The 14,332-nt window shown below is 36.1% G+C and carries 8 protein-coding genes and 1 tRNA gene; 5 read left to right on the top strand and 4 right to left on the bottom strand.

Annotation, left to right across the window (positions count from 1 at the left end):
• Positions 1–258 precede the first annotated feature (258 nt).
• Entirely contained in the window at positions 259–732 is a 474-nt protein-coding gene (locus tag ACFX5E_RS09670; RefSeq protein ID WP_379854995.1) for a CHRD domain-containing protein, read from the bottom strand.
• A gap of 607 nt (positions 733–1,339) precedes the next feature.
• On the opposite strand from ACFX5E_RS09670, the gene ACFX5E_RS09665 reads away from it, so the two are divergent.
• Positions 1,340–1,759, top strand: a complete 420-nt coding sequence (locus tag ACFX5E_RS09665; protein ID WP_379854994.1) for a DUF2452 domain-containing protein — start codon at positions 1,340–1,342, stop codon at positions 1,757–1,759.
• 225 nt (positions 1,760–1,984) lie between these two features.
• Here ACFX5E_RS09665 and ACFX5E_RS09660 read toward each other — a convergent pair whose 3' ends face one another.
• The 3 genes from ACFX5E_RS09660 to rseP form a co-directional block, all read right to left on the bottom strand.
• Positions 1,985–5,206 (bottom strand): WD40/YVTN/BNR-like repeat-containing protein, encoded by a 3,222-nt coding sequence (locus ACFX5E_RS09660; protein WP_379854993.1) that lies wholly within the window; start codon positions 5,204–5,206, stop codon positions 1,985–1,987.
• A gap of 398 nt (positions 5,207–5,604) precedes the next feature.
• A tRNA-Asn gene (locus ACFX5E_RS09655) sits at positions 5,605–5,678 on the bottom strand.
• 137 nt (positions 5,679–5,815) lie between these two features.
• Positions 5,816–7,159 carry an RIP metalloprotease RseP gene (rseP, locus tag ACFX5E_RS09650; protein ID WP_379854992.1) on the bottom strand — a complete coding sequence of 448 codons (1,344 nt, stop codon included), beginning with the start codon at positions 7,157–7,159 and terminating at the stop codon, positions 5,816–5,818.
• A gap of 190 nt (positions 7,160–7,349) precedes the next feature.
• On the opposite strand from rseP, the gene ACFX5E_RS09645 reads away from it, so the two are divergent.
• From ACFX5E_RS09645 to ACFX5E_RS09630, 4 genes are all read left to right on the top strand, one after another.
• On the top strand, positions 7,350–8,417 hold the full coding sequence (locus tag ACFX5E_RS09645) for an NADH:flavin oxidoreductase/NADH oxidase (RefSeq protein WP_379854991.1): 1,068 nt from the start codon (positions 7,350–7,352) through the stop codon (positions 8,415–8,417).
• 280 nt (positions 8,418–8,697) lie between these two features.
• Positions 8,698–9,738 carry a Gfo/Idh/MocA family oxidoreductase gene (locus tag ACFX5E_RS09640; protein WP_379854990.1) on the top strand — a complete coding sequence of 347 codons (1,041 nt, stop codon included), beginning with the start codon at positions 8,698–8,700 and terminating at the stop codon, positions 9,736–9,738.
• A gap of 169 nt (positions 9,739–9,907) precedes the next feature.
• Positions 9,908–11,119 carry an MFS transporter gene (locus tag ACFX5E_RS09635; RefSeq protein WP_379854989.1) on the top strand — a complete coding sequence of 404 codons (1,212 nt, stop codon included), beginning with the start codon at positions 9,908–9,910 and terminating at the stop codon, positions 11,117–11,119.
• 323 nt (positions 11,120–11,442) lie between these two features.
• Positions 11,443–14,280 carry a carboxypeptidase-like regulatory domain-containing protein gene (locus ACFX5E_RS09630; RefSeq protein ID WP_379854988.1) on the top strand — a complete coding sequence of 946 codons (2,838 nt, stop codon included), beginning with the start codon at positions 11,443–11,445 and terminating at the stop codon, positions 14,278–14,280.
• Positions 14,281–14,332: the final 52 nt, after the last annotated feature.

Here is a 14,332-nt window from a genome sequence, read left to right as displayed (position 1 = left end):
AGGAATAATATTTAAGGTGCGAACCGCATAATAAAGATACTAAAACCGGAGTTAAAAGAATAATAGGCTCAAATGATTAAATTAAAACAATCGATTTAATAGTCAAGAAGTAAATGATTAGAAATAACAATTGTGTGTCAGGAGGTTAAGATGTTGTGCATTTAAATTGCAAATATCGGCATGATCCCACAAACAAAATAAGTCTTACGTTCTTTAGTAAGAAGTAAGACTTATAAATTTTATTTAACTAATAAGCACTTAGTAACCTCCCCCAGTATTGGAAGTCGTTGTAGTTCCCTTAATCAATTGACCTCTTATTTCACCTGCAGTAAATGTAGAAGAGTGCAGATTTACATAATAAAGATTAGCCATAAGGTCTGCCTCTTGTTCTGGAGTTAAGGCAGCACTCGTATAACTAATTGGAGATGCAAGAGAAGTGAATGGAAAAACTACGCTTCCATTTGTTCCAGCAGCTCCTTTATGGATGTGTCCAGCTGAAATAGATGATAAGTTGTGTGTTACTGTGATTGTAAATACTTTTGTCGTGTTGTTAAATTTAAGTGTTGCGGTACCCTTAGCAGTAGAGTTGTTTGCTGGAACCTCGTTTGATCCCATTAACATATCAGCCGAAAAAGTCGTAATATTTGGTCCTGGGGTCGCTTCATCATCATTACAAGATGATAAACTTACCAAAAGAAATAATGCTGTAAATAAACTAATTAATTTTTTCATAGTTATATATTTTTCTGTTTTGTTTAACACATTTATATAAATATTAAACACAAATAAGTATTTAAGAAAATTTTAACTTTTAACAGTGCTTTTTTGGCGCTGCAAGTGTAAGGTGACGCTTGCTTTTTAGTGCAAGTAGTTCATCGTAAATCATTTAGAACTGAATCTAAAATAATATAACAATACATTTATCCATTTTCGAAGAAGCACTTTTTTTACTATCAGTCAAATGCTTTTTTAATTGCATATTTCAAACATGTTTAGAGAAAGTAATCATTTCAAATACGTTATAGCAAATTGTTATTTGATCTGTCATGGTTACTTTCGTGAAATGCAAAAACTTAATTTATACCATTTATTATTCAACTCGTATTGCATTCTATGGGATACCTCTTTTTCTATTGAATAGTTGTAGATAATTTTAGATATTTTTGTTTAACTTTGCGACATAAATTATAAACAAAATAATTATAATATGATTTTGAGAAGTTTGTATTAGTTTTGGCGAATTCCAAAATACTTATATTTATGGCTCATTTTAAAAATCGAATGGTGAGGTGCAATTTTAAAACAAATACATCTGTGCCTGAAATTAAAATAGAATAAGATGGAAAATAAAAAACCAGATAATGTTGTTTATTCTGTTGAAGCGGGATATAATGCAAACGTTTTGCCTTATGCAACGAGTGTAGGAGCTCCCGTGATTCGTGTTGATGATGTGGTTTCTTGGAAAAGTAGGGGCATTGACAATGTAAATAAAGAGCTTGGAAATAAATTCAACGAACTGAAAATGCAATATCAAAAGTTGATGGAGGAATACGAATGGAATGAGTTAGTGTACAGTGCTAAATTTTCATTTGAACCTGTTATTGGAGAAATCTATCATTTATACAGAGATGCTAATGGTGTAAACTTTCTTTCTTTGATAGGACCGCAAGAATGGAATAAAGAACACATTGGTACCTTTAAACTCAATAGTGATAAAAAATGGATTCTTCTTAATGCGAATGATTCTAATATGATGTAAATAAATTGTGAAAGTGTGGTTTCACCAAAGGTCAAGAAGCCCAAAAAAGCAGAACTAATATTTAAAGTAAAAGGGTAGAAAATTTAAATTTTCTACCCTTTTTTTTATTCTGGAAATCCAATTTACAGCATTGTTGTATAAAATAATTCGTGTCCTTTTGTGTTCAATCCAGAATAAGAGTTAAATCTCGATTGCACTCCATTTGACAAGATTGATACCATTTAATTATTTTATTTCCTTATCTAAAATAATGGCAGGAATTTGCTGTTTCATTACAAAAGCATTGAATTCCTTGACATCTTTATCCACGATATCTTTTATTTTCTTGATTTCGGAATCAATTTTCATAGCTAAATCTTCATAAACTACATAAGCATTTCGGGTTGGTTTTGATTCCGATGACGAAATATTGGATCCTAATCCAGCCATTTTATCGTTCAATTGAATTGGGTACGCTAACACATCTTGTGGTGCTTTAGCTTTTGGCTGCATTAATGATGACTCAATTTTATCCAAGTTTTCCAAAGTCGATTTCGTCATTTTTTTCATTTGATTGACAGCCACAGTATCTTTTACAGTAGCCATATATCCATTAATTTGTGTGCGAATTTTTCTCAGTTGGTTAATCGCAATATGAGCTTCATCAACTTTTTTATTTACTTTTTGGTGCAAGTCAAATTGCTCTTTTAAATCAGCATCACTCGTGGTCAATCTTGGATCAAGTTTGATTTCAACAGCTGCTTCTGCAATAATGGTTTTGTCTTCAATTAACCGAACAATATAAAATCCTGGTACTACTTTTGCGCCAACACCAGACCCTGCCCACATTACATTAGTTCCGTCAACTGCAGTTGCATTTGGGTAACGCATATTCCATTCAAATGAATTCATGCCTGCTTTTGCGGTGATGAAACCAGCTTGCTCTTTTTTAGGATCTTGGTAAAATTCTTTGGAAATTTTCATGGGTTCACCCTTCAAGTCTTTGGTTGAAGAGTACGTATTTATCGTATCTCCTTTTGGTGTCAGAAACTGTAATTTTATCTCAGATGAAGGCTTCTTCTTGAAATAGTAACGAACAATTACACCATTTGGCGCATTAGTTCCGGAACTCATGTCATCGCTTTGTCCGCCTTGCATTCTATAAACAGGACGCGGTTTAAAAAGGTGTTTATCTCCTTTTGTTGTTTTGTCTTTTATTTCATAAAGCGGCGTAATATCATCTAAGACCCAAAAAGCACGTCCATGCGTAGCAACAATTAAATCCTTTTCTCTTTTTTGAATTCTTAAATCTCTAATAGGCGTTAGCGGCAGATTCAAGTTTAGTTTTTGCCAAGAATCTCCATCGTTGAAGGAAACATAAACGCCTCGCTCAGTTCCAGCAAACAATAAACCAGGTTTGTTAGGATCTTCACGCAATACTCTGCAATATTCATCAGATGGAATTCCATTGGTTATTTTAGTCCAACTTTTTCCATAATCAACCGTTTTGAACATATACGGTGTACGATCGCCGTACATGTATTTATTGGCTGTTAAATATGCTTTTCCTTTTTCGTGTTCTGAAGTGTGAATCATACTAATCAAAGAAAAGTCAGGCAATAGTGTTGTTGGTAATGAGATATTTTCCCATTTTGCCCCATCGTTTTTAGTGATATGTACCAAACCGTCATCCGATCCGGTCCAGATAACCCCTTTTTCTAGCGGTGATTCTGAGAGGGTGAATATAGTAGCGTATACTTCTGCTCCTGTTTGATCCTTAGTTATTGGTCCGCCCGTTTCTCCTGTAGTTTTTGGATCATTTCGGGATAAATCAGGACTTATAATTTCAAATGAATGACCTTGATCTTCCGTCACGTGTACTACCTGAGAGGTAACATACATTCTTTTTGGGTTGTGAGGCGAAAAAACAATTGGGTACGTCCATTGAAAACGGTATTTTTTGGCACTAGAAGGAGCCCCAATATTCGATTCTGGATACGGAGAGACATCTTTTCCTTGACCTGTTTTTTTGTTGTAAGAACTCAATTGACCGTCGTACTCGCCACCGTATGTAATGTCAGCATTTGTTGGATCAGCTTCGATATATCCAGCTTCGCCACCTGCAACGGCATACCACGATTCAGGACCTATGCTATTGCCACTAGATCGAGAAGCGATACGAATGGAAGAATTATCCTGCTGAGCACCATAAATATTATACGGGAATTCGTTGTCTACGGATACATGATAAAACTGACTCGTAGGAGTGTCTAGTTCCGTGAAGGTTTTCCCACCATTAAAGGTAACTTCGCCACCGCCATCATCGCCTATGATAAAGTTATCTGGGTTTAAAGGATTGATCCATACATCATGTGTATCTCCATGTTGGACATTTATTTTTTTAAAGCTTTTACCGCCATCACTGGTTTTCCAAGCATCTACATTTAATACAATTAAACCATTTTCGTTTTTAGGATCGGTTTGTAAATTCATGTAATACCATGGTCTTTGCCAAAGATTTTTATCTTCATTAATCAACTCCCAGTGCTCGCCTGCATCGTCAGATCGATACAGTCCGCCTTTTGTGTTTTCGATCAAAGCATACAAGCGATTCGAATTTACTGGAGACACAGCGACTCCCATTTTTCCGAGGATTCCAATTGGCATTCCTGGTTTTTCGTTAAGCGATTTCCAAGTATCACCGCCATCAATAGATTTGTACATTCCAGATCCTTTTCCTCCTGATGACATGGAATGACCGTTACGATAACCTTCCCAAAGCGTTGCGTAAACAATTCTAGGATTGGTAGGATCGATACGAACACACATGGCGCCCGTTTTTTCATCTTTAGAAAGAACTAATTGCCATGTATTGCCACCGTCTTTGGAGCGGTAAACACCGCGTTCTAGATTAGATTTAAAAGGGTTACCCATGGCAGCCACAAAAACAATATTAGCATCAGAAGGGTGTACTTCGATATTAGCAATTGCATCCGCTTTATCTAGTCCAGATTTAGACCAAGTTTTTCCGCCGTTTACCGATTTATACATTCCGTCACCAAAAGAGATATTGGATCGCATATCCGCTTCCCCCATTCCCACATATACTACGTTCGCATCAGATGGAGCAACTGTAATGGCACCTACAGCCGATGATTTAAAAATACTATCAGAAATAGGAAACCATTCATTTCCTCCATCAATTGTTTTCCAAACGCCACCTCCTGTTGAACCAAAATAATAAGTCAAAGGGTGGTTGGCATGTCCCGCTACGGCTAACGATCTTCCGGATCGAAAGGGTCCGATATTTCTCCATTTAAGAGCGTTGAAGAGACTATCTGAGACAAAATTTGAAGTTGCTTTGTTTTTTACATTCTTTTTTTGAGCATAGCCTAAGCTAGTGGAAAGTGTTATAAAAAAGACAAGAACGATACTAAAGTTAATTTTTTTAAAATTGGTTTGGTTCATAGATTTTAATATTTTGGTTAGTGGTTATTAAATTTAAGCCTACAATAGGAGTTTGCCATTTCCAGTTTTAAACACCGCATATTGCAAAAACACTACCTAGTTTTTTATCAAATATAAGAATTAATTTAGTAGTAATTGTAGTGGTTAAACTGCGTTGTATGGAAGCAGAGATTTGTAAACAAGTTAAAATTGTTATCAACAAATTTTCCTATTTCTACCATTGAAATAGGTGAGGTCTTAATTTCATTGTGAATTTAAAATTAAAAAGACCTTACATCACTGTAAAGTCTTTTTATAAAAGCTCCCTCTCTTGGGCTTCCCGAAATAAATTCGGGATAAACTTCTCGTCAAAATAGTCCACAAAAAAACCCGATACTTGCGTATCAGGTTTTAAAAAGCTCCCTCTCTTGGGCTCGAACCAAGGACCCTCTGATTAACAGTCAGATGCTCTAACCAACTGAGCTAAGAAGGAAACTGTATATTTTTATTCTGTAATGAATGAACGTTTTTAATTGCTTTATTGTGATGTGCGTTTCAGTTGTAAAGCGGTGCAAAGATAGGCTATCATTTGGTTTGTGCAAATTAAAATCGAATTTTTTTTAATTTTTTTTACTTCCCTACAATTGCCTTGTAAATGTCATTTCCATTAGCAAATAACAACAGTGTTATAAGTAATACGAAACCAACCATTTGCGCATTCTCTAGGAATTTATCACTTGGTTTTTTACCGCTGATGATCTCATATAATAAAAACATTACATGACCTCCATCGAGTGCAGGAATGGGTAATAAGTTCATTACTCCAAGCATTATTGATAAGATTGCCGTAATTGACCAAAAGGTTTCCCAGCTCCAATTACTAGGGAAAATATCAAATATGGCTTTAAAACCACCCACTTGTTTGTAAGCACCGGTACTTGGACTGAAAATCATTTTTAATTGTTTTCCGTAACCGACCAATTGGTTTTTACCTTTTGTAATTCCAAACGGAATAGATTCAAAGAAGCTAAATTCTTGTTTGCTCACTTTATAGTATCCTAATTTTTCAAGTGAAGCCATTCCTAATCCACCTAATTGTACTCCTAGGGTTCCTTCTTTGGAAACTACAACGTTAATGTGCTCTTCCTTTTGATTTCTGATAATAGTGGCTTGAATAGTTTTGTTTTTGTTTTTTTCTAAAACAACTTTTGCCTCATCAAGGTATTTCGTTTTTTCGCCATTAAGGGAAATAAAAATATCTTTCGGTTGCAAAGCAGTGTTTTTAGATTCAGGGGCAACAGCTCCAATAACAAACGGCATTCTAATACCTACGATTGGTGCTTTTTCAACTTTTGACAATTGATCCACGAAATCATTCGGCATTTTTATTTCTTGTTGGACTCCGTTTCTTTCAATAAGAACCTGCTTGCCCATCACGACTTTTGCACTGATATCATTATCAAATTTGGCGATCTTTTCACCATCTACCGCTAAGATTTTATCTCCAGTTTGGAAACCTGCATTTTGCATGGCTTTATTCTCAATCAAAAGACCGTCTTTCAAATCTGCATTGGCAATATAAATATCGCCATAAGCAAATGCCATTCCGATATAAATAATAAAGGCTAAAATGAAATTCACGGTTACACCGCCAAGCATGATAATCAAACGTTGCCAAGCCGGTTTAGAACGAAATTCCCAAGGTTGCGGAGGCAAAGCCATTTGTTCTTTGTCCATGCTTTCGTCGATCATCCCCGAAATTTTCACATAACCGCCCAGAGGCAACCAACCAATACCGTATTCGGTTTCGCCAATTTTCTTTTTTAGAAGGGAATATTTAACGTCAAAAAACAAGTAAAATTTTTCGACTCTGGTTTTGAATAATTTTGCAGGAATAAAATGTCCTAATTCGTGAAGTATGATAAGTAATGATAAGCTCAATAAAAATTGAGAAAGCTTTATAAATATATCCATTTTTTAATTTTAGTTCTTTTACAACGTACAAAAGTAAGGTTTTCTATTTGTTTAATTTACAATAATTGTTCCATAGCGTTTTAAATGTTTGTTAATTAATAGAATTTCAATTTTTACTTTCTTCCGTGTACCTTAACTTTACTTTTTTGAAACGAATATTTTTCGTTATCCTCACTTTAAAAACAACTTTATGTCCTCAAAATTATTTTCCCCTCTTCAAATAAAAAACATTACACTTAAAAATAGAATTGTTATTTCTCCAATGTGCCAATATTCAGCAACAGATGGTTTTGCCAATGACTGGCATCTGGTACACTTAGGCAGCCGTGCCAGTGGTGGTGCGGGATTGATAATTCAGGAAGCGACTTCAGTTTCTCCTGAAGGCAGAATTTCTCCCGGAGATTTAGGGCTTTGGAAAGACGAACAGATGGATAAGATGAAAATTATCAATCATTTTATTCTCAGTCAAAATGCAGTTCCCGGAATACAATTGGCGCATGCCGGAAGAAAAGCCAGTTCAGCGTCGCCATGGGAAGGCGGTAGAAAAATAGATGCAGCTCTAGGAGGATGGGACACCGTTGCTCCAAGTGCTGTAGGGTATTATGAAAATGAAAAACCACCCATAGCACTTGATAAATCTGGAATCCAAAAAGTAGTTTCTGATTTTTCATCGGCTACCAAAAGAGCGGTGCAAGCGGGTTTTCAGGTTATGGAAATTCATGCGGCTCACGGTTATTTATTACATCAGTTTCTTTCGCCTTTGTCCAATTTTAGAACCGATGAATACGGAGGGAGTTTCGAGAACCGAATCCGATTGACTCTGGAAGTGGTGGAAGCCGTACAATCGGAGTGGACAAAAGAGTTGCCTTTATTTATCAGAATTTCAGCTACAGACTGGGCTGAAGGCGGATGGAATATTGAAGAATCAGTACAGCTTTCGAAAATACTAAAAGAAAAAGGGGTGGATTTAATCGATGTTTCTTCAGGCGGAGCAGTATCGTATCAACAAATTCCGTTGGGACCAAATTACCAAGTGCCTTTTGCAGAACAAATTAAAAAAGAAGTTGGAATCAGTACTGGCGCAGTAGGGTTAATCACCGAAGCCACTCAGGCAGAAGAAATCATTGCTTCAGGTAAAGCGGATTTGGTCTTGTTTGCCAGAGAATCGCTAAGAAATCCGAATTTAGGGTTGACATTTGCCCATGATTTAGACGCAGAAATTCAATGGCCAAAACAATATGAAAGAGCTAAAAAGTAAGATTTTGATTTTTAAACATATAAGTCATATAAGTTTTACTTTTAAGGAGATAAATTTTTGAAACCGCATAAGGTCATACTAATTTTACTTTTGGATAATTTAAAACAGTATTAAGTAAGTATGTCAGATTTCTTATATGACTTATATGTTTAAAAGAACAAGTATCATTCTGTGTTTTGAAAAGAAAGAGGTGAGTAGAACTTCTAAAGTCTATTCCTTTTAAAAGCTTATATGACTTATATGTTTAAAAAGAACACGCCAATAATCTGAAAACAATACCATGCAAAAAATAAGAACGGCTTTACTTTCCTACGGAATGTCCGGAAAAGTATTCCACGCTCCGTTTATATCGTTTCACCCCGGATTTGAACTGGTAGGTTCCTGGGAAAGGACTAAAAAACTGATACGTGAGGATTATCCATCCGTTAAAAGTTATTTCGCAATGGAGGCGCTGCTTGAGGACGATGTAGATTTGGTCATCGTAAATACGCCTGTGGAAACCCATTATGAATATGCTAAAAAAGTATTGCTTGCCGGAAAACATGCCATTGTCGAAAAAGCATTTACCACAACCGTTGCCCAAGCGCAGGAATTAGCGGCATTGGCAAAAGAAAGAGGAGTGAAACTGGCCGTTTTCCAAAATAGGAGATGGGACAGTGATTTCAAAACTGTTCAGAAAATAGTTTCAGACAAAGTCCTAGGGGACATCGTGGAAGCCGAATTTCATTTTGACCGTTACAATCCGCTTTTAAGCCCAAAAGCACACAAAGAAACCGCTAATTCCGGAGCTGGAATCCTGAAGGATTTAGGCCCACATTTAATTGATCAGGCATTGTTTTTGTTTGGTTTGCCACAAGCTGTTTTTGCCGATATCAGAATTACTAGAGAACATTCTTTAGTAGACGATTGGATCGATATTTTATTGTATTATCCTGATTTTAGGGTCCGATTGAAAGCGGGATTTTTTATCAGAGAAGCAAATCCGGCGTATGTGATTCACGGCAAAAAAGGATCTTTCCTCAAATCACGTGGCGATGTGCAGGAAGATGATTTAAAATTGGGAAAAAAACCTAATTTAGAGGATTGGGGAACAGAAGCTAAGAGTAAAGAAGGCTTGCTTCATACGGAGTTTGATACAGATATGTTAAAGGAAAATGTACTAACACTTCAAGGGAACTACTACGATTTTTTTGACGGAGTTTACAATTCCATTTCGAATAATCAGCCGGAACCTGTAACAGCACAAGATGGAATTCATGTCATGCAAATTATTGAAGCCGCGATTCAAAGTAGTGCACAGAAGAAAGTGATTGACTTATAAAATTAACCGCAAATTCGCTAATTTTTTTTAGTATTCATGCAATTGGCGAATTCGCGGTGATTACTTTTTATAAACAATAACGATGTAATTGTGGACAATTAGTTTCTTTAGACAATATGAACAGTTGCTTTTTGTAATTTTGAAAAATTAATTTCAAAACGAACTTCACTTGATTGATTTAAATTTTATATCTCGCTTTAAGACCAAAGCAAAATACAAGAAAACCTATAAAAATGCGAAGCTTTCTTATTTGAACCGAATTCGTTGGGCCGTTTCGATGTTTTATTTTGGTATGGGATTGTGTTTTGCCACTTGGGCTAGCAGGATTCCAGACATTAAAACCGAATTGCATTTAGGATCAGGCGAATTAGGGACTATTTTATTCGCAATTCCGCTGGGACAATTGATTATTATGCCTTTTTCAGGAAAATTAGTGACCCGTTTTGGGAGCCACCGCATCCTTATTTTTTCCTTGTTATTTTATGTTTTTAGTTTGGCAAATTTAGGTTTGGCTGCGGCTTCCTGGCAGCTTTCCCTTGGATTATTATTTTTCGGAATCTTTGGTAACTTGGCCAATATTGCCGTAAATACACAAGGCGTTTACACCGAAGAGCTTTTTAAAAAAACAATTATGTCTTCTTTTCACGGGATGTGGAGTTTAGCTGGTTTTATAGGTGCTTTGGTGGGCATAGGAATGTTGGCATTAAAACTAACACCCTTAGTTCATTTTGTGACTGTTGGCGGAATCGTTCTTTTGTTGATGGTTTTTAATTTTAAATTTTTGATAAAAGCTAAGGAAACAATCAAAACCGAAAAGAAAAAATTATTCTCAAAACCCGACAGTGCTTTGATTTGGTTAGGTATAATTGGTTTTTGCTGTATGGCAAGCGAGGGCGTGATGTTTGATTGGAGCGGTGTTTATTTCAAAGATGTTGTCAAAGCACCGGGACCATTAGTGATTTTAGGATATACCTCGTTCATGATTATGATGGCTGGAGGACGATTTTTTGGCGATGGTTTGATTCATAAATTTGGAAGAAAAACGGTAATGCAAATCAGCGGAATTATGATTTCAACGGGACTTTTTACCTCGGTATTTTTTCCGTTTTTAATTCCGTCTACTATTGCATTCATGTTTGTCGGACTGGGAGTTTCCACCATTGTTCCTACGATTTACAGTATTGCGGGTAAAAACCCAACAGTTCCTCCCGGAGAAGCGTTAACCATAGTTTCAAGCGTAAGTTTTCTTGGATTTTTGATGGGACCACCTGTAATTGGATACATTGCTGAATTATTTGGTCTGCGATTTTCATTTGCTTTCATAGGTGTTTTTGGAGTTTTGATTGCATTTATGGTTTCCAGAATCAAGGCCATTCAATAAATTGTACCTGTTTTTTAGACTATATTTTAAAAAAACCGAATCGTTTTTAACCGAATCGGTTTTTTTTATGAGAATTATTTTACTAAAAATATATATGCTTATAGTTTTTTTCTTATTTTTATCCCTAGAATCCAAATAATCAGCTATTTGATGTTTGTTTAGGATTTTAAATACCACACTTTTCCAAAAATCATTTTCCATTAACTTTTACCCTTTATCTCCTATTTGGAAAGCTATTACTATGGTTTTTATTCAAAAAAATAAACCAATATTTTCATTTAAAGGGAAATTTCAATTGCATTTATATCAACAAGATACTATTTATGAGCAAATTTTACCTCGTGCTTTTCTTTATAATACAGATGAAATTTGCTTTTGCTCAGCAGCAAACGGGACTTTTCGGTAAGGTTATCGATGCTAAAACCCAAAACCCATTGGGTTTAGTTGTTGTTACCATTCAAAACACCAATTTGATGGAACTCACAAATACGGCAGGGACTTTCAAATTTGATACTGTACCCGCCGGCAATTTTTTAATCCTCATTCATAGCCAAGGTTTTAAAGATGCTTTGTATCCGGTGGATTTACTTGCGGGACAAATGTTGGATCTGGGAACAATAGCTTTAGAGGAAGACCAATCGATAGAACAACAAGGCAGTTTAATTGCACTTACTGAAAGTGACTTTAGTGATGACAATAGCGGTTCCGAAAATACGTCCGGACTTTTGCAATCCTCTAGAGATGCTTTTCAACAAGCAGCCGCTTTCAATTGGGGTCAGGCCCGATTCAGGATTCGGGGATTAGACAGCGAGCATTCTAAGATGATGATTAATGGCGTTGTGATGAATAAATTATATGATGGACGGCCGCAGTGGGGCGACTGGGGCGGACTCAACGATGCAACACGAAATCAGGAATTTTCCGTAGGTACGGCTCCTTCCGATTATACTTTTGGCGGAATATTAGGCACTCAGGAAATCAATACCCGCGCTTCCATTTACAGACCCGGTTCCCGTATTTCATTTTCGGGTACCAATACTAATTACAGTTGGCGCATGATGGGAACCTATGCTTCGGGAATGAATAATAAAGGTTGGGCATTTGTTATTTCGGCAGGAAAACGTCTGGCGACCGAAGGCTATTTTGAAGGAACAAATTACGATGCCAATTCCGCTTTTTTAAGTCTCGAAAAAAAATTAAACGATTCCCATTCCCTAAATATAACGGCTTTTTACACGCCGAATTCGAGAGGGAAAAACTCTCCCAATACTGCCGAAATCACGGAATTAACAAGCGAAATATACAATTCATATTGGGGTTTCCAAGATGGAAAAAAGAGAAATGCCAGAATGAAAACCATCGAAGAACCGATTGTGATGTTAAATCATTATTTTAAAATAAATGATCATACTAATTTGAACTCCAGTTTAATGTATCAATTTGGAAAAATAGGAAACTCAAACTTGGATTACCAAAACGCCAATAGTCCGGACCCAACATATTATAGAAAAATGCCGAGTTATTACAGTTCGTTATTTGCGAAAGATAATGGCGAGTTTTCAGGAGAATTCACGCCGGATTTAGAGAATGCCGAGAAAAGCAAAGTGTTGTTTTTAGCCAATCAGCAAATCGATTGGAATGCGATGTACCAAGCCAATCAAAACCCGATTGCAGATGCGAATGGAATAATTTCAGGATACGAACCCGCCAAAAGCAAGTATGTTTTGTACGAAGACCGCAACGATGATAAAACTATTGTTGCAACTTCTATATTCAACACCCAGTTGAATGAGACTGTTTTCTTGAATGCGGGAGCCTCTTTTAGAAAGTTGAAATCACGCAATTACCAAAAGGTTTTGGATTTATTGGGAGGTTTGTATTTTGATGATATTGACGGGTTTTATACTGGAAACCAGTCCCAGTCGGATTTGAATAATCCAAACAGGCAAGTGGTTGTGGGGGATGAATACGGTTATAACTATAATTATCTGGCCAATACACTCGATGCGTTTACTCAATTTAAATTTTCGTACAACAAAGTAGAATTTTATCTGGCACAAAATTTCTCCAGTACCAATTACCAAAGAGAAGGCTTGTTTAAGAATGGAATTTATGAAACTAATTCTCTTGGTAAAAGCAAAAAAGTATTATTTGAAAATTTTGGTTTCAAGGGAGGAATTACCTTTAAAATATCTGGTAAAAAGCTATTGATTTTTAATGGAGCGCATTTGACCAAAGCCCCAACAATCCGGAACACTTTTCCTAATGCGAGATTGAATAACTTGATCATAGATGGACTGGAAAGTGAAAACATCAGCAGTTTAGACGCCAGTTATATTTTTCATTCTCCCATTTTCAAAGCTCGTCTTACCGCTTATTACACCTTGATAAAAAATGCTACACAAACTTCTTTCTTTTATGCTGAAGGAATTTTTGATGATGGTGCGGGATACAATAATACCAGCGCATTTGTGAGTCAGACACTGATGCATTTGAACAAGAAGAATTTTGGTGCCGAACTGAGTCTGGAATATCAGATAAACCCGACGTTGAAAACTACTTTTTCTGCTGCTTTTGGAGAATATACGTATGACAGTAATCCAGATGTAATGGTGACCAATGATGCCGAAGCTTCAATAGAAAACACGAATCCTGTTTTTGATTTTGGAACGGCATTATTGAAAAATTACAAACAGGCAGGAATGCCACAACAAGCCTTTGCTTTAGGAATTGAATATCGGGATCCGAAATTTTGGTGGATTGGAGCAAATATAAATTATTTAGCAAACAGTTATATTGATGTTTCTCCCATTGCCAGAACGGATTATTTTTACACCAACCCCGCCAGTGGATTTCCTTTTCCTGAAGCTACAGAAGAACGAGCTAAGGAATTATTGCAACAGGAAAAATTTGATCCCACGACTTTGCTGAATCTTACGGGCGGGAAATCGTGGAGAATCTATGGAAAGAATGTTGGGCTTTTTGTCAGCATCAATAATGTGCTTGATGTTACTTACAAAACAGGTGGTTACGAACAAGCAAGAAATGCCAATTTCAGGCAACGGAATCAGGATGTTTCCAGTGGAACACCATCATTTGGAAACAAATATTTTTACGGGTACGGAAGAACCTATTTCGTTAATCTCGCAATCAATTTTTAGATAAAAACGTATTACGCTATGAATACAAACAATTAATATATTCTGAAATTTA

The organism is Flavobacterium xylosi, assembly GCF_042787345.1.
Lineage (GTDB): Bacteria > Bacteroidota > Bacteroidia > Flavobacteriales > Flavobacteriaceae > Flavobacterium > Flavobacterium xylosi.
This window is presented reverse-complemented; position numbering and strand designations above follow the sequence as displayed.